This window comes from Acinetobacter sp. ACZLY 512 (assembly GCF_023614015.1).
Lineage (GTDB): Bacteria > Pseudomonadota > Gammaproteobacteria > Pseudomonadales > Moraxellaceae > Acinetobacter > Acinetobacter soli.
Window position 1 is genome coordinate 65665 of record NZ_JAKIVI010000011.1, and the last position, 25659, is coordinate 91323.

General features: G+C 44.3%; 23 protein-coding genes. 6 read left to right on the plus strand and 17 right to left on the minus strand.

The window, feature by feature from the left end:
• Positions 1 to 5: 5 nt before the first annotated feature.
• A complete protein-coding gene (locus tag L2096_RS12535; protein WP_250365547.1) occupies positions 6 to 1151 on the minus strand; it encodes an acetyltransferase domain-containing protein in 1146 nt (381 codons plus the stop codon).
• A 76-nt stretch (positions 1152 to 1227) separates the two neighbouring features.
• Here L2096_RS12535 and L2096_RS12540 point away from each other — a divergent pair, with 76 nt between their 5' ends.
• Both L2096_RS12540 and L2096_RS12545 read left to right on the plus strand, forming a co-directional pair.
• Complete coding sequence (locus tag L2096_RS12540) at positions 1228 to 3366, plus strand: TonB-dependent siderophore receptor (protein ID WP_151809231.1); 2139 nt, start codon at positions 1228 to 1230, stop codon at positions 3364 to 3366.
• 169 nt (positions 3367 to 3535) lie between these two features.
• On the plus strand, positions 3536 to 4030 hold the full coding sequence (locus L2096_RS12545) for a GNAT family N-acetyltransferase (RefSeq protein ID WP_250365548.1): 495 nt from the start codon (positions 3536 to 3538) through the stop codon (positions 4028 to 4030).
• Here L2096_RS12545 and L2096_RS12550 read toward each other — a convergent pair.
• The 15 genes from L2096_RS12550 to L2096_RS12620 form a co-directional block, all read right to left on the minus strand.
• A complete protein-coding gene (locus L2096_RS12550) occupies positions 4027 to 5376 on the minus strand; it encodes a PepSY-associated TM helix domain-containing protein (RefSeq protein WP_151868429.1) in 1350 nt (449 codons plus the stop codon). The two genes, L2096_RS12545 and L2096_RS12550, sit on opposite strands and share 4 nt — an antisense overlap.
• A gap of 132 nt (positions 5377 to 5508) precedes the next feature.
• Complete coding sequence (locus L2096_RS12555) at positions 5509 to 6705, minus strand: putative porin (RefSeq protein ID WP_119026494.1); 1197 nt, start codon at positions 6703 to 6705, stop codon at positions 5509 to 5511.
• Between the two features lie 226 nt (positions 6706 to 6931).
• Positions 6932 to 8572 carry a thiamine pyrophosphate-binding protein gene (locus L2096_RS12560; RefSeq protein ID WP_250365549.1) on the minus strand — a complete coding sequence of 547 codons (1641 nt, stop codon included), beginning with the start codon at positions 8570 to 8572 and terminating at the stop codon, positions 6932 to 6934.
• A gap of 62 nt (positions 8573 to 8634) precedes the next feature.
• A complete protein-coding gene (locus L2096_RS12565) occupies positions 8635 to 10101 on the minus strand; it encodes an aldehyde dehydrogenase (protein WP_119026492.1) in 1467 nt (488 codons plus the stop codon).
• 12 nt (positions 10102 to 10113) lie between these two features.
• Positions 10114 to 10905 (minus strand): aspartate dehydrogenase, encoded by a 792-nt coding sequence (locus L2096_RS12570; protein ID WP_004946040.1) that lies wholly within the window; start codon positions 10903 to 10905, stop codon positions 10114 to 10116.
• 10 nt (positions 10906 to 10915) lie between these two features.
• The gene (locus tag L2096_RS12575) at positions 10916 to 11710 is read right to left on the minus strand and encodes an SDR family oxidoreductase (RefSeq protein ID WP_004946038.1); all 795 of its coding nucleotides are present in this window, start codon (positions 11708 to 11710) and stop codon (positions 10916 to 10918) included.
• A 3-nt stretch (positions 11711 to 11713) separates the two neighbouring features.
• A complete protein-coding gene (locus tag L2096_RS12580) occupies positions 11714 to 12550 on the minus strand; it encodes an alpha/beta fold hydrolase (RefSeq protein ID WP_250365550.1) in 837 nt (278 codons plus the stop codon).
• 89 nt (positions 12551 to 12639) lie between these two features.
• Positions 12640 to 13164 carry a cupin domain-containing protein gene (locus L2096_RS12585; protein ID WP_004935895.1) on the minus strand — a complete coding sequence of 175 codons (525 nt, stop codon included), beginning with the start codon at positions 13162 to 13164 and terminating at the stop codon, positions 12640 to 12642.
• 30 nt (positions 13165 to 13194) lie between these two features.
• Positions 13195 to 14424, minus strand: a complete 1230-nt coding sequence (locus tag L2096_RS12590; RefSeq protein WP_004946034.1) for an MFS transporter — start codon at positions 14422 to 14424, stop codon at positions 13195 to 13197.
• A 68-nt stretch (positions 14425 to 14492) separates the two neighbouring features.
• Positions 14493 to 15704, minus strand: a complete 1212-nt coding sequence (locus L2096_RS12595) for an NAD(P)/FAD-dependent oxidoreductase (protein WP_250365551.1) — start codon at positions 15702 to 15704, stop codon at positions 14493 to 14495.
• Between the two features lie 23 nt (positions 15705 to 15727).
• A complete protein-coding gene (locus L2096_RS12600) occupies positions 15728 to 16663 on the minus strand; it encodes a VOC family protein (protein ID WP_119026489.1) in 936 nt (311 codons plus the stop codon).
• 11 nt (positions 16664 to 16674) lie between these two features.
• On the minus strand, positions 16675 to 17439 hold the full coding sequence (locus L2096_RS12605) for an SDR family oxidoreductase (RefSeq protein ID WP_004935881.1): 765 nt from the start codon (positions 17437 to 17439) through the stop codon (positions 16675 to 16677).
• Positions 17440 to 17448: 9 nt separating this feature from the next.
• Positions 17449 to 18501, minus strand: coding sequence for a Rieske 2Fe-2S domain-containing protein (locus L2096_RS12610; protein WP_004935879.1), 1053 nt, complete (start codon positions 18499 to 18501; stop codon positions 17449 to 17451).
• Between the two features lie 18 nt (positions 18502 to 18519).
• Complete coding sequence (locus L2096_RS12615) at positions 18520 to 18819, minus strand: recombinase-like helix-turn-helix domain-containing protein (protein WP_004935877.1); 300 nt, start codon at positions 18817 to 18819, stop codon at positions 18520 to 18522.
• Between the two features lie 21 nt (positions 18820 to 18840).
• Positions 18841 to 19146 carry a non-heme iron oxygenase ferredoxin subunit gene (locus L2096_RS12620; RefSeq protein ID WP_004935872.1) on the minus strand — a complete coding sequence of 102 codons (306 nt, stop codon included), beginning with the start codon at positions 19144 to 19146 and terminating at the stop codon, positions 18841 to 18843.
• Positions 19147 to 19421: 275 nt separating this feature from the next.
• Here L2096_RS12620 and L2096_RS12625 point away from each other — a divergent pair, with 275 nt between their 5' ends.
• Both L2096_RS12625 and L2096_RS12630 read left to right on the plus strand, forming a co-directional pair.
• Positions 19422 to 20234, plus strand: coding sequence for an IclR family transcriptional regulator (locus L2096_RS12625; RefSeq protein WP_250365552.1), 813 nt, complete (start codon positions 19422 to 19424; stop codon positions 20232 to 20234).
• Between the two features lie 233 nt (positions 20235 to 20467).
• Positions 20468 to 21616 carry an FAD-dependent monooxygenase gene (locus tag L2096_RS12630; RefSeq protein ID WP_250365553.1) on the plus strand — a complete coding sequence of 383 codons (1149 nt, stop codon included), beginning with the start codon at positions 20468 to 20470 and terminating at the stop codon, positions 21614 to 21616.
• 117 nt (positions 21617 to 21733) lie between these two features.
• Here L2096_RS12630 and L2096_RS12635 read toward each other — a convergent pair whose 3' ends face one another.
• Positions 21734 to 23086 carry an MFS transporter gene (locus L2096_RS12635; RefSeq protein ID WP_004946021.1) on the minus strand — a complete coding sequence of 451 codons (1353 nt, stop codon included), beginning with the start codon at positions 23084 to 23086 and terminating at the stop codon, positions 21734 to 21736.
• 533 nt (positions 23087 to 23619) lie between these two features.
• Here L2096_RS12635 and L2096_RS12640 point away from each other — a divergent pair.
• Positions 23620 to 24696 carry an aromatic ring-hydroxylating dioxygenase subunit alpha gene (locus L2096_RS12640; RefSeq protein ID WP_151868439.1) on the plus strand — a complete coding sequence of 359 codons (1077 nt, stop codon included), beginning with the start codon at positions 23620 to 23622 and terminating at the stop codon, positions 24694 to 24696.
• A gap of 11 nt (positions 24697 to 24707) precedes the next feature.
• Positions 24708 to 25655 carry a PDR/VanB family oxidoreductase gene (locus tag L2096_RS12645; protein WP_250365554.1) on the plus strand — a complete coding sequence of 316 codons (948 nt, stop codon included), beginning with the start codon at positions 24708 to 24710 and terminating at the stop codon, positions 25653 to 25655.
• Positions 25656 to 25659 lie beyond the last annotated feature (4 nt).

Genomic DNA, 25659 nt, shown 5'->3' on the forward strand with positions numbered 1-25659 from the left:
GCCAGTTAAAAATACTTTAGCCAAGTGATTTGTTTGTTTTGATGTTTAAATGCCGAGAACCACGCTACAACAGGATAGAGCATCACGGTCAGTAATGCAGTAATCCCCCAAACACTACGCATGGAATCTACCGCAAAATAATTGCCATCTGTATAACCGAATATGCTCACGCACACCACGTAGAATAGTTTAAGTACATACAAATGAATCAGGTAAAAAAACATTGGTACTGAACCCAGTACTACTAAAGGTTTAAGACCTTTCCAGTGATTCAGACGCTCAAATACCGCCAATATCATCAGCCCTATTCCAGCATTGAACAGAATAAAAAATAAAGAAGGCGGATACTTGGTCAGATTCATAAAGCTCATGAACGTCATGAGAGATGAATCATAATCAACCCAAGGCTGATCACCATACACATTGATCAAGCGCAACAGCACAAATAAGGTAATACTACCTAAGCCAAGGCCGAGTAAATAACGTTGACGCTGAGCTGGACTAAAGTGTTGTTCAAAGAAGTAGCCCAACGCATAGCCGACAAAAATCACGCCAAACCATGGTAAAACCGGGTAAGAGGTCCGAATTTTAATAGCGTCGAACTCTATCCAGCTACGCTCATGTAACACATACCAGAGCTGCTCTAAACCCAAAATGCCCCTAAAAGTCATTGTGTCTAGTAGATTATGTCCAAAAATGATCAATAATCCGGTTGCAAGTAAAACTTTTCTAGGCAGACCTACGCATAAGGCCAACACCACCATGCTGATACCAATCGCCCAAATCACTTGTAAATAAATGACATCGGGTGGGAATTTGGCAGTCCATGCAAAATTGACCAAGGTGAGCTCTAACACGATCAAAAACAAGCCACGTTTAAGTAAAAAACTGCGTGTACTGGCTACCGTGTTTTTCATTTGATACAGATAGGCTGAAAGTCCGGTAAGCAAAACGAAAACTGGCGCACAAATGTGCGCCAAAGCACGACTTCCAAATAAGGCTGGCTCAGTCTCTAAAATGTTCATCGGATCAGTGACTTGTTTATTTAGATAAAATGTTTCCCGAACATGATCGAGTAACATGATCACCATGACAAGCCCTCGTAGGGCATCGATAGATTGTAATCGAGAGAATGTTTTAAGGTGAGACATAATGACTGTAAAACTTAAATCCGTAATGTTATAGTATTACAAATATTAAATTTTGTCTCTACGATTGAGCCGTTTTATGCAACGCACATCTTATTTAATTTCGTCTGTTTTGGGGCTTTCTTTTTTTCCAGGATTAGTTTGGGCCGACGATAAATCGAGTAACGTTCTCTCCACTATTACTTTGCAAGCTGCTACCGAACAGGAAACCGAAAAGAAAACCTCGGCAACAACTAAATTTGCGCATGATATTGTAGATGTGCCATTTAGTCGCAGTTTCTTATCTGAGGAAATTTTGAAGCAACAAGATGTTCAGCGCATCGATGAAGCGATTCAGCTGGTGACGGGCGTTTATGCGCAAAACAATTACGGCGGTGGATTCTGGGATAATTATTCTATTCGAGGTTTCACCACCGACCCAAACGTGAGCGCCACTATTATTCGAAATGGCTTAAGTGTGAACCGTGGTTTGAGCGCGCCGCGCGATCTGGTCAATATTGCCTCCATCGATATTTTAAAAGGCCCTGCTGCTGCGCTGTATGGTCGCGGCGAAATGGGAGGATTAATCAATATCACTACCAAAAAACCACAGTGGCAACCACAAGGTGAAATTAACCTGAGAGCCAATACAGAAGAAAAATATCGCGGCAGTTTTGAATATACGGCACCGATTAATGATCAGGTCGCTTATCGATTGGCCGTTGCACATGAAGATAATCAAAGCTTTCGTGATTACGTCAACAGTGACCGCTGGTTCTTTTCACCTCAATTAAGCTGGAAAATTTCCGATCAAACCCAGCTCAATTTTGATAGTGAAATCACGCGCCAAAAAGGCATATTTGATCGTGGTATTAGTGCTTATAAAGGTCAGATTTTAATGGATCGTAAAACCTTTACAGGTGAACCTTCAGCAGATGAAAATAAGGTCAGCGATCAGTTTTATCAGTTACATCTCGCGCATAGCTTCAATGATGACTGGACACTCAACAGTGCCATCAGTTACAAGCAAGGTAAGATTGCTGGAAGCTCTAACGAGCCGCGCAGTTTTGAAGCGGATGCCCAAACATTAAATCGTCAGCGCCGCCAGCGTTATACCTACACCGCCGACCGCTTGGCCCAAACTGAACTACTTGGAAAAATTGACAGTTCATGGGCAAAACACGAAGTTTTAGTTGGTGCAGAGCTTGGCACACTGGTATTCAATCAAAGTCAGCTTCGTTGCGACAATGGTCGTCCGGGGCGTGTTAATGGTGGATACAGTAATCCAAAACGCTATTGTGTGAATCAGATCAATGTAAACGTTCCGCAATACGGTAACTACCCGAAAGAAATGGGATTATTTACTGATACTCACGAAGTGCAAGACTATGCATCATTGAATTTACAAGATCAAATGTTCTTCAATGATCACTGGAGTGTGCTATTGGGCGGTCGTGTTGATCGCATTAAACAAAGCCTCGATAACTATGTGGGCGGCATTTACTCCTCAAAAACATTTAATGAGGTATCACCGCGTTTTGGCTTAAATTATAAATTTAATGATCATTTATCATTTTATAGCAACTATGGCCGGTCATTTGCACTAAATACGGGTACCGATGTCAGCGGCAACGTATTTGCACCAGAGAAAGGTGAAGGTTATGAAATTGGAACTAAATTTCAACCCAACGATATAAGCCTCTTGAGTGCTGCTCTGTTTCATATGAACAAGCGTAATGCCTTAACCATCGACCCGAATGATCCGAGCTATCAATACGCAGCAGGTGAAGCACGTAGCCAAGGTATGGAATTAACGGCGCAAACACAATTGTGGTCAAAACTTAACGTTCTGGCCAATTATACCTATACGGATGCCATTATTACTAAAGACACCAATATTGCCAAAGGTACGCGTTTAAATAGTATTCCAAAACACAATGCCAATCTGAGTCTGGACTATTTATTGGTTGATGATGGTCAGCGTAAAGCTGGTATAGGTGGCAATATCGTCTATGTGGGGCAACGAAACGGTACCCAAAATGATCAAGGCAATCTAAAGTTACCGGCGTATACCATCATGAATTTGAATGCCTACTACGCACCAAATGATCAATTCCGTTATCAGTTCAATTTAAATAACGTATTTGACAAAACATACTATGTCGAGAGCTACAGTGAAATGTGGATTCAACCGGGCGATCCAATTAACGCTTCACTTTCTATGCAGTGGAAGTTTTAAGCCTTATTGATGACTAGAGTGGCCCAATTGGGTCACTTTTTTTATGTTTGAATATTTTTATTTCGATTAGGTATTCGGCAATGTTATGGGTAAAATGCAAGAAATTAAGGTCTGTGTTGCTAAATGGATCTTTAATTCATTTATAAAAAATCTGAGTTTGAGCTGATTCATGACTTCCTCACTTACCCCACGCTTGCTAGATCAAGACAACCTACAAGCAGCACAAGCTTTTGCCATTCGAACCCGACAGTTATTGTTTCCTGAGGTTTATCAAACCAGTTTACCACATGATCTCACCCATTTTGATGAAACTTATGTGGTAAGCCCGATGGGTGCCTGCTTCATCATAAAAGACGGCGAGTCCATCGTGGCAATGGTGGCTTATCGAAGCTATGATGCCCGATTTGATCTTGAGTTACCCAGCCCATGTGTAGAAGTGGTCAAACTATTTGTTGAGCCTCACTATCGTCGGCAAGGATTGGCAAGCAGATTATGTCAGGCGCTTTTTGAATATGCGCGCACCCAAAATATCAGACATTTTTATCTGCATACCCATCCATTTTTACCAGTAGCCGAATACTTTTGGCAGCAACAGGGCTTTCATTTAATTCGGCGCGAATGGATACAGGATTACGACACCCTGCATATGCTCAAATCGATTTAAAGACGTTGCCGGCGCAGCAGAATCAGCACAAGCGCGACCAGAATACTCAGACCAAAAATAGGCAAACACAAACTGGTTACTCCCAAAAGGAGTATCAAGCCAATGCGCTGACTCATACTACCCTTTTGCCAAATCGTGAGGCTGTGTTGGGAAAACATAATCGTGCTTTGCTTAAAGTTTGATGTTTTCCACCATGCGCGATAGGCCATCAAAATCGCAGCACATAAACCCAGTGCAAAGAGCACCAAGAGCAATTGATTGGGCCAGCCAAACAACACCCCCATGTGGGCATCTACTCCCCATCGGGTTAATTTGGCCACCAGTGGAAACCGCTCGAAGTCAACATGATCAATTACACGCTGCTGCTGTAAATCAATCGCTACGCTATCGACCTGAGTTGGCCAGCCACGATCAATTTCTTCCACTATCCATGCTTGATTAGGCGCCGCAGGTGGACGAATTTGAATTTTATTTGCGCTAATCCCTTCGTTTCGTGCCAATTTTAATGCGAGCTCAAAATCATGCGCACTGATCATACTGTGCATTTGCATGACCATACCTTGGTGGTGTTCATGATGTGCCGCATGTGCATCGGTAGCTGTTTGCCCTGACAATGCTGTATTTAAGCTGGGCGTTTGCCAGCCCAAAGCCTGACGCAAGCTTAAAATATTAGAGCCTGCCCAGTTTGACCACGTCAGACCAGTAATCGAAAAAAATAGCAGCAATGGCAATAAAATTAGTCCAATCCAGCGGTGCCATTTGAGTAATTGAGCACGTGTACCAGAAACAACACCTGAAGTATTTTTACGACGAATCATCCAGTGATAAAGGCCCGACAAGGCCAAAAGCCCCATCCAACTCGCGGCCAACTCACTATAAATACGTCCCCACTCGCCAAGCAAAAGATCTCGATGCAAACGATCGAGCTGTGTACGCAATGGTAAAATCCCACTGGTGCCATACACGCCTAGCTCACCTTTTACGGCTAAAGTATTCGGATCGACAAAGACGGCCTGATTATTGATCTGGCGAGTTTGATCGCTGTACATTACGCGAGTGGTATCGTGAGGTGTCGGCGCAGGACGTACTGCAACGATTTGTGCGGTGGGTGGCAGTTGCGCCTGAGCCACCTGAATTTGCTGGGTGAGCGTGCCGGCACGATGGCCGTCGGGTTGGCTATATAGTACCTCTCGATAGACATACTGCTCTAGCTGCGGTGTGAGTACGTAAAGCAGCCCTGTTAGGGCAGCGATAAATATAAACGGCGCAATAAAAAGCCCGGCGTAACGATGCAATAAAACAAAAAAATCACGCCAAAAACGAGGAGAAGAATGATGGACAGCCATAACGCGACATAAAGAAAATTACCTCGTTAGTATAGTTGATTTTATATACAACAGCCTAACTTCAACGATAAAAAAACCACAAACCCGGGCTTAATGGTTTTGTGGCTATAAACTTTAGATCAGATTTTCTATTTAAAAATTGAATCCGAAATTTAAGTTGATCCGGTACAACCATTTGTCACTATTTTGTGAGCTTGCAGAAGTATAGCCAGTGCTATTGGTCGATCCACCAATAAAATTGGCATTTTTGCCCCATGTATAATCCACCCAAACCAGAAACGGTGATGCAATCAGCATCATGCCCGTGGTGTTGAGCTGAGAGGCAGACCAGTCACTGCGTTCTTTATCGAAATAACTATAATCGTTGTAAAATTTAATTGCCTTGAGTTTCCACAGGTCTTGAACGGGTAAGGTATAAGCCACATTAAAGCTCGATACAGTCCCTTCAGAGGCAATAAAATAAGATGGTGTCAGGCCGTTCGTTCCCATTAAAGTCATGTCATTACTGACGCCATCCGGATTTTTTGCATCGTATTTATAGTGAATCACAGATCCTTGCACATTCCAGCGATTCATATTGGTATTGGCATGTAGCCCTAATGCATAGTATTTGCCATCATCATCGGTCACTTTATTATGAAGTTGAGAAACCGCGCCTGAAAGCCCTACTTCCTGCTTGCCTACTGGGGTGTCAAACTTTTTAACGAATCGCGCATTCACCTGATTACGTTTTTCATTTTGATAGGCACGCTGATTTGGAAAGGTATTTTTCAAGTCATCATAAGTGCCACTTTCCGGCGAGTAACGCATATTGGTCTTTAGCATTTCCGGGTAATAGCCGAGTTTGATGTCCCAGTCTTTATCGGTGTAGTTCCAATTGAGGCCCGGCGCAATATTATTGCCATAGCCTAAAAAGAAAGGAATATGATACGTCCAGCCGTTTTGCGGGTACGGATAAATCGCGAAGGGTTTATAGACCAATCCTGCCTCTACGCTATTGTTGCTATTAAATTTATAGCCAATATAGGCTTTTTCGATTGATGTAAATTCTTGATCTTGCAGTAGAAAGCTCGAATTTAAATAAAAGTTATCGTAGGTTCCCTTTAAATCTAGGCGAAATACATCAAAATCTGCTTTACCAAAACCTCGATTTTGACTTTCTTTCCAGCTTTCATAGCGTTGCTGAACACGAATCACGCCGCCCACCTTAAATGAAGCAGTACCATCATCGCTTTTCCACTCCAATGGAGAATCCGCTGCCCATGTGGCTGTGTGTCCCCCAAGACAACATACTGCTAAACTTAACATGCGAATCATATTTTTTTTCATCACCAAAATCCTTATTACTGATGCTGTGTCGAGCACAGGCACATTTTGTTTTACATACAAAACATTGTTTAATTTAATTTTTAACTAAAAAAAATTTGTGCCTTTTATTATGGGGACGTGTCTTTCCTTAACACCCTCCCCATGACCCATTATCATTTTTTAGTTAAGATCACTTTGCTGCCTGAGCAGCAAAATGACCAATCAGTTATCAGGTTGTAAAAATGTCTTAGTAGAGTTTTTTCTGCGGCGGGCCTGCAAAATTGAGTGGACCAATTGCGTGCATATCGAGCTCAATTACGGCTGGTCCTTTAAACTCAATGGCTTGTTTGATTGCAATTTTAAATTCATCGGCACTGGAAACTTTCCAGCTTTTTACCCCCATAGATTCACCTAACTTTTGATAGTCTGGTGTATGGAGTTCATTAAAGTACTGACGCCCACCAAAGTAGTTATTTTGGATGCCTCGCATCACGCCATAACCGCCATCATTCATGATCATCAGCACTAGATCTGTTTTTTCTTGCGCCATGGTCGCAATTTCACCAATTCCAAGCATTAGGCCACCATCACCGACCAACCCCACGACTTTTTTATCTGGGTTGGCGATACTTGAACCTATCGCATGTGCAAGCCCAAGCCCGATCGCACCGGCAAGCGAGTGAATATTGCGGTTAGGTGCTTGAACCGGAAATAAACGGCTGCCCCACGTGCTGCCCGACATGGTAATGTCACGTACGAAAATACCATCTTCTGGGAGCGCCTCGCGTAAGTGATCGCAAATCAAAGCATACTGGTCGAGCTGTTTGCGAAGTGTTTCAACTGCTGAGGCTTTAGCTGCCGCAATGGCTTGATCATAGTCAGGATCGACTTTTGAAATACTCGATAATTTACTCAATGCACGGGCCAAAATATCTTTGGCATCTGCACAAATAAACCGATTAACTTTATAGTTGCGCTGCTGTGCGACTGGATTGGCATCGATTTGAATGAGATTGGCCGGAAATTCAACAGAATAGGTTTTGGTTTCATTACTGCGAAGGCGCGAACCCACTACCACGACTAAATCAGCCGCTTTTAAAAGTGCTTCTACATGCGCCGAATTATGAAATGCCCCCAAACTGCGTGGATGGGCATCGGGTAAAATGCCACGTCCATGCGTTGATGACACCACGGGAATCCCCAAATCTGCAATCGCTTTTATTTCGTCTACACAATCGAGTGCACCTCCACCGACCCAGAACACGGCGCGTTTCGCGCTTTGCAACTGGCTCACCAAATAGTCGACATGGCTTTCATCGACCTGTGGAAGCTGTAGTGGCTGTACAGGTGACAAATCGTGAGGTAAATCGATTTCAGCTGCCTGCACATCAATGGGTAACTCCACACTTACTGGCCCCATTGGGACTGTGGTTGCCACGCGAATGGCTTCACGGATGATACCAACGGCATGATCTGGGCTGGTGATACGAAATGCCGCTTTGCTTGAAGCACGTAAAAAAGTTAATTGATCTTTGGTTTCATGAATAAAGCTGGCATCACGATCAAGATATTCTCGTTCAACCTGTCCAGTTAGATGGAGTACCGGACTACCTGCATTCATGGCTTCAATTAATGACCCTACGGCATTACCAGCACCTGCGCCTGTACTGGTTAGTGCAACGCCTAAGCCTTTAAAACGAGCATGTGCATCGGCCATGGTCACTGCACCTGCCTCACCACGTGCCGCAACAAAGCGGATTTTTTCACGGCGCCCTACCGCATCGGCGATTGGTAAGTTATGAATAGAAATCACGCCATAGATACTATTCACCGCATGTGCTTCAAGTAAACGGGCAATTGCCTCTCCAACATTGACACGTTCTGTCATGAACATCTTCCTCTGAATTTTGTATAAAATTTTGTTAAATAAATATCTTGGCTAAAATTGGCTTAATCTGCCCACGGGTTTGGCTGTTCATTTAGCCCCATATAAATACTTTTTTGCTGCATATAAGACAAAATGCCTTGGCGTCCTTTTTCACGACCGATTCCGCTGTCTTTAAATCCACCAAACGGCGCTGAAATAGAAAACTTTTTGTAGGTGTTGATCCAAACCGTTCCTACTTCAAGTGCGCGAGCCATACGCCATGCTTTACGGTAGTTTTCTGTCCAGATGCCTGCGGCCAATCCAAAGCAGCTGTCGTTGGCTTGTTCAAGCAAATCCGCTTCATTGTCGTATTTCATTACTACCAGCACTGGCCCGAAAATTTCTTCTTGACAGACCTGTGCATGATTTTTTAGGCCAGTGATAATAGTCGGCAAATAGAAGCTGCCCTTTGCAAAATCGCCTTCGGTAAGTGCATGACCACCCGTGACAATCTCGCCGCCTTCTTGAATGGCAAGTTGTACATAACGGTCTACCGATGCCAGATGCGCTGCGTTAATGAGTGATCCCATATGTACATTGTTCTGCTCAGGATGACCTACGCGAAGGCCTTTGGTGATTTCGACCAGACGCTTTAAAAATTGATCGTAAATGCTGCTATGAATAAATAAACGTGAACCCGCAATACAGGCTTGACCCGCAGAGCTGAAAATACCGTAAGCAATACCTTTGGCTGCAAGTTCGATGTCGGCATCTGGCAAGACAATCGTAGGTGATTTGCCACCTAATTCAAGCGATGTGGTGATTAGTTTATCGGCTGCAATATGCGCTAAATGACGACCTGTGCTGGTTCCCCCAGTAAATGAGATTTTACGTACCAGTGGATGCTTCACGATCGCGTCGCCAACCACAGATCCTTTGCCGACCAAGACACTCAGCAAACCCTTAGGCAAACCCGCCTCTTCAAATATTTTGGCGAGCTCCAATGCAATTAATGAGGTGGCTTCAGCGGGTTTTAAAACCACTGCATTACCGCCTGCCAAAGCTGGTGCAAGTTTTTGTACTTCACTCGCGATCGGAGAATTCCAAGGCGTAATTGCAGCCACCACACCAACAGGCTCATGCACACTAAAAGTCATAAAGTCTGCGGCACGCTGCGTGGTCATGTCATCATTCATGGTTTCGCAGGCAGCCGCAACATAGCGGGCTGTAGCAGCGGCGCTCATGACCAGCGCTTTGGTTTCGGCTAAAGGTTTACCGTTATCGCGAGTTTGCAGCTTCGATAACTCTTCGGCACGTGCCTCAATCAGCTCGGCAACCTTGTACAGCACTTTGGCACGCTCATGCGGCATTCGCTCACGCCACTCAGGTGACCGCCATGCCTGATCAGCTTTAACAATCGCTTCTTCAATATCTTCAGGACTTGCCGTCGAGATTTCTGCATTTACCGAATTATCTGCCGGAAAGATGCTTTGAATCACTTTACCTCGGCCCAAACGCCATTCACCTGCAATATAAAGTTCCTTGACCATTTTGAGCTCCTTTTAAATCTGAATAGCTTCAACACTGTTACGGCATGCACGAATGACACTCAAAGCAGCCAGTGTTGAGGTTTTTGGATTTGATGCCAGCGGCACTCCAATCATTTCAACGGTCATTTGCCCGAATCGGCCCTGTGCCACGATGGTGTGTTTGTTTTGTTGAATTGCCGGATCGACCATGAGTTCGACTTGGGTCTGGTCCATCCCTACACCTGCCAGTGCAATGGTTGCGGCCACATTCGCATTGGCCGGAAATTTGAGTGCTGCCTCACGTGCGCTTCCGCGATAAAACACTGTGGGTGCCTGAACCTGATCGAGATCAATCAGTTGTTCTGCATAACTCCCTCGCCAGCTATTCGGGCTTTTGCAGCCTTTATAGGTGACCTGTTCAAGCCCACCTTCTTTGGCCGCGGCTATGCCATCGATACCTGCAATTGCACCTGCAAGCAAATGCAGATGCGCACCATTTTTTTCGGCTGTTTGCTGCAACTCTGTAAAAAATACGCTGTCGGCCAAGGTACCCACAGAAATGAGTCCAATGGTCCAACCATGCTGCAAGACTTTCTTGGCATGTTCTTTTACCGCTGCCTGACCGGCCACTTCAATCACATAATCTGGCGTGCCTTCACACTGATCGATATCGGAAATCACCTGAATATCGGCACTGACTTTTTGTTTAACACTGTCAATACTTCCCTCAGGAACCACAATCCATTTCAGCGCTAAATCATGGGGCAAGTGCGCATAAACCTCAGAAGCCATTGCACCAAATCCAATCATCATTAATTGCTTCATTGCATTCACCTTATAAATGCTTGTTAAATCCGCCAGAAACATCAATTGTTGAACCTGTGGTATAAGACGCTAACGGCGATGCAAGAAATACCAGTGCGCGAGCAGGCTCCTCAGGTTTACCCAAGCGCTGCATTGGAATTCCGCGTTTTTTGGCAATATTGGCAGTCCACTCTTCCCAAGATTGTTCTTGATCTGAACGGTTGGCATAACGACGCTTCCACTGCGCCGATTCGACCATGCCCAGTAAAATTGAATTGACCCGCACCTTAAACTGATTAAATTCATGTGCCAACGAATGGGTTAAATTAAGCAGAGCTGCGCGTGCAGATGAGGTTGCGATCATGTGAGGTTCAGGCTGTAACGCCAGTAAAGAATTCACATTGGTAATTGAACCGATTTCCGAGCGTTTAAGATCGTCTAAAAAAGCGCGTACGGGATGCAGTACACTAAAGTATTTCAACTCGATTTCTTTCATCCAGTCTTCATCTTGAGTATCTTCAAAACTCGAGACGCGCCCCTGACCCGCATTATTGATCAGCATGTCGACATTGCCCAGTTCACGATGTACCGTTTGCGCAAACTGTTGAACATCGTGTTTGTCTAAAACATTACAATTTTGTGTGTAAATTTGTGCGCTTGGAAACTTCTCTAAAATGTATTGTTTTGAGTTGTCTAAACGTACTTGATCACGCCCACACCATGCCACTTTGGCACCTTCTGCAACTAAAATTTCCACTGCAGCCAATCCGATACCAGAAGAGCCACCTGTGACTACTGCTACTTTTCCTTCAACTTGGAAGCTCATAGATTATCTCTCGTTAATATGCTGCTTGACGGACAAAACAATTTGGTTAAATGATTCAACCTGATCGACATAGCTCAAATGCCCTGCCGCTTGAATCTCGATGTAGTTTCGACATTGAATTTCTTGTGCCAGCTTTTTGATTGCTTCAGCAGGTGTAATGCTGTCGCATTGACCCGCAATCACGGTGCAAGGCACCTTTAAACCGTTTAAGTAATTTCGAATTTCGTCATATGCCAATAAATAAGATGCGTGTGTGAATCCTTCGAGGTGCAGGTTCTGCATGACCTGTTCAATCAACTCTAGAATCACTGGCGTTTTTAAAAAAGTGAGATGCGGCCCACGTGTCTGAGCCAATCCTGTTTGACCTAGCTCGACCAATAATTTTGGCCGTTTGTGATATACATCAGCCTGTTGTTCGGCGCTGTAACGCTCATAACCCTGCGCCACATTTGCAATAATGAGTTGTTCCACACGATCGGGATAACACTGGGCAAATGCACAGGCCTGCAATGCACCAAGCGAGTGGCCAACCACAATCGCTGTATCGATGTTCAGACCATCCAGAAGTGCTTTTAAACGCTCGGCATAATCTGTTGCTTTGGGCTCGGCCGTGTTTAAAGGATCTGATAATCCATACCCCGGTGCATCCCATGCAATAACGCGAAAATGATGACCCAGTATTTCCAATTGCTGCACCCAAGACCCCGAACCTGAGCTGATGCCATGTAATAGCACCAGCACCTGTTCACCTGAGCCAGACTCACGATAGGCTTGTGTAGCACCAGAAACCTCAAGCATCTGAACTGGAAAATGCTGTAATTTTTCGACAAGTGTCATCATGATTTCCCGATATAGGGAACTTTTGCACGCCAAGGAGTGCGTCGAGTTCCCGTTTTGAAGATTGATGTAGCTGCGCGCTATATCTGCACTTAGTTACGTTTAATTTGAGACAACGGATGTTCAGGCGGATAATTCGGAATCGTCGGCTTACCCGCACCGAGCATCACACACATCAAGGCATCGTCTTGACCCGGATTAAACAGACCTCGGTAAATTCCTGGTGGAATCGAAATCAGATCACGTTCTTTTAAACGCGTACTAAATTTTTCACCGTTATGCTCGATAAACAGGTCAATTTCACCACGCAACATAAAGAACACTTCTTCCACATCGTGATGAATGTGCAATGGCCCTTCACATTGTGGCGGCAAGACCATGGTCGAAAAGGTAAAGTTTTCTGCAGGAACGGTATTGCTATCTTGCCCTACGCCTGTTGCACCAGACCCCATGTAACGCATCTGTGCACGGCGGTATTTCGGGTCATAATCGGCCTGAAACTTGAGCGCGTCGAAATCGTATTCACGTGTCTCGAATCGGGCGATACGGGTAGTTAACCATTCTTCTAAACTGGTTCCTTCTGGTTGATTCCATGATTCAAATTGTTGAGTACTCATGACTGACTCCTACTTAAAATTGAAAATGAATTAGTAACGTTTGAGTAATGGGGTAAGAAAGAACGATCCCACAATTGCCACCACGGCCAAGAACGTGATTCCCAAGTTAAAACTGCCTGTTTGCATCACAATCATGCCAATCAGAACTGGAGCGGCCGCACTGGCAAAATTTGCCAAACCATTAAATATTCCCCCTGCGGTTGCACCTACATCGGCAGTCGTGACACGCGCCAGCAGGGCAAAAATAGCCGCTACGCCAAAACCCCATGCCATTGAACTGACCGACATGGCCGCAATAATGAGAAGTGGACTGGTCATCAGCACCATGACGTAAAGCGAAATTCCGGCTATTAGTAACCCACCAAAGACCTGAACAGCACGCTTCCCCAATTTGTCTGAAAATATCGCACCGACAATTTCACCAATTAGCATAGCTATAAATGGTAAGCTCGAATAAAAACCGAACTCTTTGAGATTGAATCCCTTGTCTTGAATTAAGTAAGACGGCACCCAGCTATTGAGTCCCCACAAATAGGTCATGAGGGCGATATTGAACAAACACACCAACCAAAAAGCGCCGTTTTTTAGTAACACTTTGGTATTTTTGAGGTGTCCCTGAAAATTGACACGTTTACCGGTCCCTTCGAGTTCGATCGACTTACGTAAATTAAGATTGCGTAGCCCCACCAACACCAACAGCATGACAATCAGGGTTAAGCCAGCCATTACAAAAAAGGTGGTGTGCCAGTCATGCTTGGCCAAAACGGCTGCGGTAATTGGGAAGCCTAGAAAAGCGCCAATCGGTGTTCCCAGCAAAAACATGGTCGATGCACGCGCTTGCTGACGATCTGTATAGGTTTGTTTGACAATTGCATAGGCCAAAGCAAACAACGGACCTTCTGCAATACCTAGCAGAACTCGTAACAACAGCATGGTGCCATAATGGGTGGTAAAACCCATGATAAACATCAGCACACCCCAAGAAGTGACGCTCCAAAACAGCATCTTTTTCGGATTAAATATATCTCCGAGAAAACTTAAGAAAATCGATGAGAATCCGTAGGCCAATAAAAAGCTGGTCATTAACCAACCCAGTTTTGCTTTATCCTGTGCAATCCCCATGGCATCTTGAAAGTGCGGATCTGAAAACAGCACGGCAATACTAATCTTGTCAAAGAATGCCAGTACCACACAGGCCATCAATACAAATGCAGGTATCCAGTGTTTGAATCCTTTTTTTTCATCTACATCATTTAACATGCAAGCGTTCCTTCGATTTGGCTAAAGATCTGAAAATGATTGATCTGGCTAGACGTCGTGAAGCCTTATTAAGGTTTAAGCTTCATGACATTAAATTCTGGATTTGTCAGTTGCGCTGGATCGAGTACGGTGCCATTTTGAATCCAACGCTTGGCCAGCTTGACCAGCTTGGCGTCGTTGACTGCAATCATGTTGATCAAGCGCTGCTGTGCATCCAGATACAAATAACTGATCTGGGTATCACTACATTGACGCACCACCAAGCTCGGATTTAACTCGGGTTGATAGGTGCCCAAAATTTGAATATTGAAGTGATACTGATCGGACCATAACCATGGAATGTCGGCATATTCCGTTGCCACACCCATCATGGATTTTGCTGCCGCGATTGCCTGATTTTGTGCATTGGCCCAAGACTGGATGCAATACCCCAAGACCGGATGAATCGCGACATCGCCGGCAGCATAAATATTTGCATCGGAAGTTTGTCCGAAACGATTCACCACTATGCCGTCTTTTACCTCTAAGCCAGCATGAACGCCCAACTCTTTGGCAATTTCGGCACCTGCTCCGACCACCACGCAGTCGTAACAACGCGATGGTTCAGGATGATTGAGCAAATTAACGTTTCCGTTAGAGGCTTCGATCAAATGCAAGTTTTTACTGTTTAAGTGAATATGTGTGCCCTGTGCGGTGTGAATGTCATACAAAAACTTAGACACTTCTGGACTAACGCTACGGGCACATAGACGTTCAGCATATTCAAATACATCTACAGTTTTGCCCTGTTTACGTGCGGTTGCCGCAATTTCAAGCCCGATCCATCCACCACCCACAATCGCCACAGACTGTGCTGTATCGAGTAGTTTTGCTAAACGCTCGCAATCTTGGACATCTCGTAATGTCACAACATTTGGTATATCTTTCCATGTATTGGCTGGAACTCGTGCACGGCTCCCAGTGGCAATCAGTAATTTGTCATAGGCAAGGACTTTGCCACTTTCCAAAGTGACTTGCTGACTCACACGATCAATTTGTGTAGCACGGTCAGGTTTGTGTAGATGGATCGAGAAAGCATCAATTTGTTCAGGAGAAAATAAATTTAGACTGTCGTAAGTAGCTTCTTTCGACAGCACTTGCTTTGATAGTGGTGGACGCTCATAAAAAATCTGGTTTTCGTCTGAAACCACATGAATTTCGCCAGTAAAGCCTTCTTGTCTAAGCGTGCTTACAGCCCAACCTGCTGCCTGCCCTGCTCCTACCACTACGATTCTCTCCATGTCCTCTCTCCTTTAATCCTTTTTTAATGCGATACAGGTTTCACCTGACGACGCGTATCATGATCAAGCCCACCTTCAATCGCCCACTCAGTAAAAAGCTCCAGACGATGTTCTTCAAAACGTGGTTGCCATGCCTCAGTGAGATAATCGTCGTTGGTGTAATACTCAAATGCACCGCCCAATGGAGAATTCACATACCAGAAGTACGCCGAAGAAATTGGATGACGCCCCGGCCCGATGAAGGTGGACCACTGCGAACGATTCATGTGTAGACCACCGCCAATCACCTCATGGATATCACGTACCACAAAAGCCACATGATTTAGGCCCGCAGGTTTATTTGGAACGGACAACAAGAACAGATCATGGTGATAGCCTTCGCCACGACAGCGCAGAAATGCCCCACGATTGACATAAGCATCGGATAGGTAAAAGCCCAATTTTTCTTTATAAAAATCTTCGGTCTTTGCTAAATCAGGTGTAAAGAACACCACATGACCTATGGCAATCGGCTCACCTTTTTCATATACGGGACTGGCGGCATTAATGCGCTGGATATTGCCGTATTGATTGATACCTTCTGTTTTTTGTTCAGGTACATCGTGCGTGATTGAACGCTGAAATACGATGGTCATACCATTTGGATCGCGGCACTGAACATAACCTTCACCTTGCTCAAAACCGTCGACGTCTTTTAAACACAGCGCAAAGTGATTCAAGTCAGTGTCTTCGCTTACCCCCCATGTCACTTCACGTAAGGTGGAACCCGCTTCAATTGCAGCAGGTAAACGTGAATCGGCGAGATCAAATATATAAAGTTTGCTGCCGTTTTGTGTTTGAAAGAGTTCAGTATTGTCCAGATCAGATGTATGCTGAGACAACCCGAAATCACGCAGAAACTTTGTGGTTTGAGCCCTGTCTTCTACACCAAATTTTAAAATTTCGATTCCCTTGATCATGCATAACGCTCCTAATTAAAGACAAAGCCACCATTGACCGGAATATTCTGTCCCGTCACAAATGAAGCCAGATCGGACAATAAATAAATTGCAGTGCCGTTTAAGTCTTGCGGATGCTGCTGACGCTGGATTGCGCGTCCAGTGACATAAAGATTGTGACGTTCTTGCGGTACATATTCAGTTGCTTCCACCAAGGTTAGGCCCGGTGAAATGGTGTTGACGCAAATCTCAAATTCGCCTAACTCTCGCGCCATTGAACGCGTCATGGAAAGAATGGCCCCTTTACTGGCCACATAAGCCATCAATCGAGGTGCTCCCCACAATGCGGTATCCGAGGCGATATTGACGATTTTTGCGCTACCGGATTGCTTCAAATATGGCACGCATGCCTGCACCATCAGCCATGTGCCTTTTACATTAATGGTCATGACCCGATCCCATAGCACAGGATCATATTCCATTAAATCTTGACCACCGACTCCGGTTGCCAGTGCAGCACAATTGACCAAACCATCCAGCCCGCCCATTTTTTGAATGGCAAACTCAGCACACTGATGTACAGATTCAGGCTGTGACAAATCGAGTGCAGTTGAATAAACGGTTAGGCCCTGCTGGTTCAAGTCAGCGGCTTCTTGGTGAACCAGTTCATCTAGAATATCTGCCATCACAACCTGCGCGCCCGCTTGTGCGATAGCTTGTGCAAAGCCAAGCCCCAAGCCACGTGCCGCTCCGGTCACAATGATTTTTTTACCTTGCAGTAATGTATGAGAAGACATAACCAATCCTTAAGGCGTTTGTGCCAGCGCCGAGGTATCCAGCAACGCGATTTTTTTCAGCTGCTTTTCGGCATCTTTTTTCATCAGACGGCGTAAGCGCGATAAGCCCACATCGTGTTGATACAAAAACTCTTTTGAACGTGCATTTGGCGCAAGATTTTCCAAAATGATGCGATCTTGCTCCAGTACATCCCAGTGGAGTTTTTCAAGATGATTGCGATACAAGAACCGCCATACGTGGCGTTGCCAGCCAGACACCTGACGGCAGCGCCAGAAAAACACGCGCGTATTATTGGCATCGATAGGCGTGGCAAAGCCGACAATCCAGAACACTCCACCCGGACCAAATTCTTTGCGATACGGGATCGATAAACGTAACCAGCTGGTTCCAGTTTGGCCATATTCGACCCAGTCGAAGTTCACCCCAGTTTGACCTTCTTTTTCGAAAATAAAGCCATGTTCGGTATTGCGATGCTTCATCTCGGCTGTACGCTCACCTTCTGCCATAGAATGCGAGGTACAGTGCAGATACGTTCCATGCATAGGATCCATTACGTTATCAATTGCATACTGATGATTGACCTTCCAGTCGGCCTGACACAAAAATGAACTCCATTCTTCACTGGCCAATTGCTCCGGGAAAGCTAGTTCCGCTGGTGGTTCGTTCGGATCCAGACCAAACCAAATAAAGATGGCATCGTGCTTTTCTATCACTGGATAGCTTTTTACACATTCAGCGCCTTTAAGTGGACATTCATGTACAGCAGGTACATCTTCAACCATCCCCTTGCCATTCACTTCTACACCGTGATACCAGCAGGCAACTCGGTTTCCAAGATTCCAACCTAACGACAAACGAGCGCCACGGTGCGGACAGCGGTCTTCAAGTGCATGCAATTGACCGTCATGATCACGCCACACCACAATATTTTCACCTAAACGAGTGATTCCAACCGGATTTGCATTGACTTCCCAACTGGCCAGAACGGGATACCATTGATCACGTAAACCCAGTTCAAGATAGTCTTCTGTACTTGAAGCTTGTTGATAGATTGCATTCATGTCTTTTCTTCCCTGATCTCAATAACCCAAACGCTGCATTTCTTCGCTAAAGCTCTGCATGGTCCAAACTTCACCAGATTCGCGACGAAAACCTTGCTGATTTAGCGCTGCAACCAGATCATTTAGCTCTGTAACCCCAGAAGCAAAAGCCTGGATCAGGTGTTTAACAAAATCCTGTTCATATGCAGTGGGTGATTTATAACGGGTTTGCCAAACCAAATGCTCTACTTGACCCGGAATCTGGATATTGTTGATACCAGCTTCCAGTGAAGGTGTGGCGTTAATCCAATTGGCCAGTTTTTCGTTAAATTGTTTCACGGCAAATTTCCTTGCTTGCTATTACAGTTGAATCTGGATCTGTTGCCCGTCCACGCGCACGGGATAAGTACACAGATCACGACATCCTGGTCCGCTTTTTAGTTCACCGGTTTGAATATCAAAAATCGCTTCGTGCAATGGACACTCTACGGTTTGATCTTCAATAAAGCCTTCTGTGAGCAACGCAAACGCATGTGGACACACATTTTCGATTGCGAAGTACTGCTCATCGATAACGAATACACCAATTTTTTTGTCGTTTACTTCAACTGCTTTTGGTTCATCTTCCGAGACATCATCAATGCCACAAACTGAAATCCAACTCATCGTTTGAGCCCTCGATATTGTTTTATATACAAAACATTTGTTTATTTCCAAAACATATGCAAAGAATAATCCTCAAATTGATTTTATGTCAATAAATAAAAATTTATATATTTCATAATCTTAATTATTTTTAAATATTTTATTACGTTTTATCAATTAAATTTAGTTTTATATATAAACATTGTTTTAAGTATTCTTTATCATTACAATAGAATCAAAATAAAGCACATTGCACCAAAATCATTCCCCCTTTTATTTCTAGGAATTTTTATCGAATGAGCATAGTTGTAGAAGAAGATGTCGTAGACGTCGAGGCGAGCAAAAATGACGATCGCTATTTGGTTCCAGGGCTTGTACGCGGTTTAGCCATCTTGCAGGCGTTCAATCAAGAAGCACAGGAAATGACCATTTCTGAAATTGCCGAAATTTTAGATGTGAATCGTTCTAGTGCATTTCGTTTGATTTACACCTTAGAATCCTGTGGATTTTTGCGCAAAGCATCGCAGAAAACCTATGCGCTAGATTCCAAAGTCATGGAGCTAGGTTTTAACAGTTTGTCAAAGCTGTCACTGCTCGATTTATCGACACCTTTGATGAAAGATTTACGCGATCAAACCAAAATTGCAGTACATCTTTCTATTTTAGAAGGTACGCATATCGTCTTTGTAAATAATATTCAGTCGACCGGCCCATTCACCAGTACCATTAGTTTGGGTACGCGCTGGCCAGCTCACGCCACCGTCATTGGTCAATTACTGTTATCAAATTTACCCGAAACAGAAATTCGTCAGCGCTACCGTAAGTTTGATGAATGGGATACTTTTTCCGAACTGACCCCAAAAAATCTAAAAGAACTGCTACTGCGTTTAAACTTTGTGAAAACTCAGGCATCGATGGTGAGCTGGGGTCATTACAACCATGACATGGCAGCATGTGCAGCACCGATTTATCGTCAGTCTTCAAAAGAAATGGTGGCGGTGTTGTCTGTTAGCTGCCCGATCAGCACCTATGACGAAACAACATTTAAGCAAGATATATCCAAACAGGTCATTGAAACTGCTGAAAAAATTTCAAAATTTATTTATTAGTGTTATGGGCAATGGATTGCCGACCACTCATCTTTAGTCTTGCATTATTTTTGATGATTTCTCCCACTTTATCTGTACCTTAAAAAATCAACATGATTTTCTCTCAAACGAATGACTTGACATTGCTCAAGTTCAGCTTGATGATATAGATTGTTTTATATATTTAACTTTGTTTTATATTCAAAACAAACAATAACTCGATCTTTTAGGTAAAATAAAACGAGAATACAGGTATGGACACATTACGAATTGCAATCGTTGGCGGTGGTGTTGGCGGTTTGGCTGCCGCAATTGCCTTAAGTAAGGCGGGCCACAAGGTCACGGTCTTTGAACAAGCTGCTACATTTTCACGTGTGGGAGCAGACATTAATCTCACCCCAAATGTGGTTAAAGCACTGGATGGCTTAGGTGCTGGCCAGACCATTCGTAAATTAGGAGCCATGCCGACTTATCGAATCAGCCGTGATTGGGATACGAGCCTTGAAACCTCTCGCTTAGGTATGAGCCAAGTGGCTGAACAACACTATGGTGCACCACAGGTCACCATCCACCGTGCAGATATTATTCACGCTTTGGCCGAATTATTTCCTATCGAACACATTCAGTTTTCCAAACGTCTGTGTCATTTAGAGCAGCATGCATCCGGCATTGATTTAAGTTTTGAAGATGGTACCCAACAACAGTTTGATGTGGTGATTGGTGCAGATGGTATCCATTCACGTGTGCGTAGTGCTTTATTTGGCGAAGAATCTCCACGCTTTACCGGAATTGTGTCTTTTCGCTCTGTTGTACCGACAGAAAGAGTACAACATGTACCCGAAATCGATGCGTTTACCAAATGGTGGGGCCCAGTCCCTCAGCAGCAGATTGTGACGTTCCCACTCAATCAAGGTAAAGACACCTTTATTTTTGCGACTACCGGGCAAGAGAGCTGGACAGAAGAATCATGGACCAGTGAAGGTGACGTAAATGAATTGCGCGCATTTTATAAAGATTTTCATGCGGATGCACGTGCCCTGCTTGATGCCTGTGACACGACCCTAAAAAGTGCGCTTTATGAACGTGATCCACTACAAAATTGGTCTGTCGGTTGTGTAACGCTATTGGGTGATGCCTGTCATCCAATGCTTCCATTTATGGCACAAGGTGCCGGTATGGCAATTGAAGATGCGGTAGTACTTGGACGCTGCCTTGCATCGGTCAGCTCTCACGCAGATGTTGAACGGGCACTTCAAGTTTATGAACTCACTCGACAAGAGCGCACCGCTAAAATTCAACTCGGATCTCGTGGCAATCAATGGATGAAGCAGCAAGGTAACGCCGACTGGGTCTATCAATACGATGCGTGGCAGACTGAACTTGCCAACACCAGTAACGCTTAAAATCAAAAGATCCTGCTTAAGCAGGATCTTTTTTAAAGCAGTAAGCATTCCTTAAATTGTACTCATGAGTGAACTCAGTAAAGCCAGCATTCAAGAATGATACGAACCATTAACTACTCAAGCCAATGATTTAACAGGTTTTACATCTGTATCTTGATCGTGCTGACGATAAAATGCCTTACCTAGACTTAAAATCAGGAAGATTGCCAAAACAAATACGATACCGTAATAGGCATATAAAGTTGCAGGTGCCAAACCCTTGTCTAAAAACATACCTGCAACCGTTGGCGATATAATGGCACCAATTCGGCCAAATCCAATTGCGTAGCCCACTCCACGACTACGAATATTGGCATCGTAAATGGTTGGCGAAATTGAATACAAGCCTGCCACGCAGCCATTAATGAGTGTGCCAAGCAACAGCCCGACCACCAGTGCAATGCTGACTTGCGATGAGACTGCCACAAAGAGCCAGACACATGCAGCGGTTAAACCTAAAAATACACTGAGCGCATAGAAAATTTTGACACGTGAGGCCAGTAAGCCAATAATTGCCGCACCAAAAATTCCACCAATACTGATTAAAATACCCGTACTCACGCCTTGATCTGGTGACATTCCCATGCTGATCAAAATCTTTGGTGTCCAGCTCATGACAAAATAGAATCCGAACATCACCAAGAAGAATGAAAACCAAAGGCATAAGGTTAAAAAGCCTTGTTTACCCTGAAACAGTTTTGCAATATCACCTGCTTCTTTGGTGCCATTTTTATCGTAGATTGGCAAGGTGTCTAAGCGAACTAACCCCATACGCTGCATGACAGCATTGATTTTTTCGAGTGCTTGTTTTGGTTTTTTAGCCAATAAATAATCCAGCGAATCTGGCAATACCCAATAACTCACCAGCAACATCAGCAGTGTTGTCACGCCACCTGCCAAGAAAATCGAGCGCCAGCCTAAGTGTTCAACAAAGGCCAAAGACAATACACCACCCAGAGTTGCGCCAATACCATAACCTGTTGACATCAGGCTCACTGCAAGGCTACGCCATCTTAGATTGGCATACTCGCTCGCCAATACGTTACTACTGGCCAAGATACCACCCACACCAATACCCGTAATAAAGCGCAATGCAGCCAACATGCCATGACTGGTCACAAAGGCACATGCCAACATACTAAGGCCGGAAATCCCCAAACAAATCAGAATCAGAAAACGGCGACCAATTTTATCTGCCAATGGCGCTAAAAAGATGGAGCCTGCGGCCATACCGAACAGGCCAGCGCTGAGTAACATTCCGATTTGCGCACCTGAAAGTGACCACTCAGCAGAAACTGACGGTGCGGTAAAGGCCATCACCATCACATCAAAGCCATCAATGATATTCAAACAAATACAGATCCCAATCACAAACCACTGATAGCGGCTCATGGGGTTTTGATTAATTTCGCTGAGTACGTCGCGTTGCATGTGGGTATCTCCATGTCTGGACAGCGATACACGCCACATTTAACAGTATAAATGCCGGGTGATTATGCATATCCATATCCATAATTGCCTAAAAGGAATTAAATAACTAAAAATAAATAACGGTAGTGTTCAGGTCTCTGGAGCGTCCTGCTCATATTAAATAGTGATCAACTCGATTGATCAAAGCAATAATTTCCAGATTTTATTGTTCGATAAACGTACAAATAAATTGATGATCGTACATTTAATTTATTTTTCTCAAGCGAAGCTTCAGGTTCAGTTAAATAACTTCATTTCCTCAAATATGGATCCAATATTGCTTTTCCAATTCGATCTATGAGATTTTTTATTTATGACTTAAATGTGGATTAAACCTATCTCATTTAAATAAAAAAATAATGAATATTATGAAATAATTACTGAACTATGTAAAAAACATACAAATTTAATTTTGTTCTAAAGAAAAATCTAAATTGACGAATAGTCAAAACTCAATTAAATTGGATCCAATAAGTGATAAGGAGCTGTCACAAATGTTTATAAAAAATGCATGGTACGTCGCCTGCCGTCCAGAAGATCTTCAGGACAAGCCATTAGGTCGAACTATTTGTGGTGAAAAAATCGTCTTTTATCGTGCCAAAGAAAATAAAGTGGCTGCTGTAGAAGATTTCTGTCCGCATCGCGGCGCACCGCTGTCACTCGGTTATGTCGAAGATGGTCATCTGGTTTGTGGTTATCACGGCTTGGTCATGGGCTGCGATGGAAAAACCGTCGCAATGCCAGCACAACGCGTGACTGGTTTTCCGTGCAATAAAGCCTATGCTGCTGTGGAAAAATACGGTTTTATCTGGGTTTGGCCAGGCGATATTGCGTTGGCAGACGAGAGCACGCTTCCAGAACTTGAATGGGCCGATCATCCCGAATGGGGCTATGGCGGAGGTCTATTTCATATTCAGTGTGATTATCGATTAATGATTGATAATCTGATGGATCTCACCCACGAAACCTACGTACATTCGAGTAGTATTGGTCAAAAAGAAATTGACGAAGCTTTGCCTGTGACCAAGGTCGACGGCGATCATGTGATTACTGAACGTTATATGGAAAATGTGATTGCCCCACCGTTTTGGAAAATGGCATTGCGTGGCAACCATTTGGCCGATGATATTCCGGTTGATCGCTGGCAGCGCTGCCATTTTTATGCACCAAGTAATGTGCATATTGAGGTGGGCGTGGCGCATGCAGGTTATGGCGGATATCATGCACCTACAGACAAGAAAGTCTCGGCGATTGTGGTCGACTTTATTACGCCTGAAACTGAAACCTCGCATTGGTATTTTTGGGGAATGGCACGTCACTTTCAGCCCGAAAATCATGAATTGACCGATCAAATTCGTGAAGGTCAAGGCAAAATCTTTACCGAAGATTTGCAAATGCTGGAACAACAGCAACAAAACATTTTGAACAATCCGCACAGAAAATTATTAATGTTGAATATCGATGCGGGTGGTGTTCAATCACGAAAAATTATTGAGCGTCTGCTAGCCAAAGAAACAACGCCACCGCCAGATCTTCAAGATCGCCAGTTTCCCAATATTCGCGTGATATAAGGCAGCATGACATGGACGTGATCATTGATAAAATTCATCAGCTCACTGCACATATTCGTGCTTTTGAACTGATTTCGACACAAGGCGATTCGCTTCCGGCTTTTTCGGCAGGTGCGCATATCGATGTGCATTTAAAAAACGGCTTCACTCGCCAATACTCACTTTCAAACTGTAGCAGTGAAAGACATCGTTACGTGATTGGCGTGTTACACGATGAACATTCACGTGGCGGTTCGCGCTGTATGCATCTGGACTATAGCGAAGGTGATCGTTTACAGATTAGTCCACCACGTAATTTATTTGAGCTGCATCCGCAAACTGGCCGCGCCATGTTATTTGCAGGGGGAATTGGCATCACACCGATCTTATCGATGGCCTATCAATTAAAGCGTGATCAGATTCCATTTGAGCTGCATTATTTTGTGCGGCGCCACGAAATGATTGCATTTTATGGCAATTTAACCACGCATTTTCCAGATCATCTTCATTTACATATTCAAGATCAACCTGAAACGGCGTGCAATATGGCGCAGGTATTAGCCGATGCCAGTACAGACCATCATCTCTATGTTTGTGGCCCGACAGGTTTTATGCAGTTTGTGATGGATGCAGCCGTTGAGGCGGGTTGGTCAAATGCGCAATTGCATCAGGAACATTTTGCTGCTGCACCAGTCGATCAAACCAGTAACCGGTCTTTTCGAATTGAAGTTCTCGGTTCCGGCCAAACGATTGAGGTTCCGGCCAATCAAACAGCAACCCAAGCACTGCTTGCGCATGGTTTTGATGTGCCTATTTCATGTGAACAAGGCGTATGCGGAACCTGTATGACCCGTGTACTTGCTGGCATTCCAGAGCATCGCGATGTGTTTATGACAGATGAAGAGCATGCGTCAAATCAGTATTTTACGCCATGCTGCTCAAGAGCCAAGTCAGAGACCTTAGTGATTGAGCTTGGATAAAAGG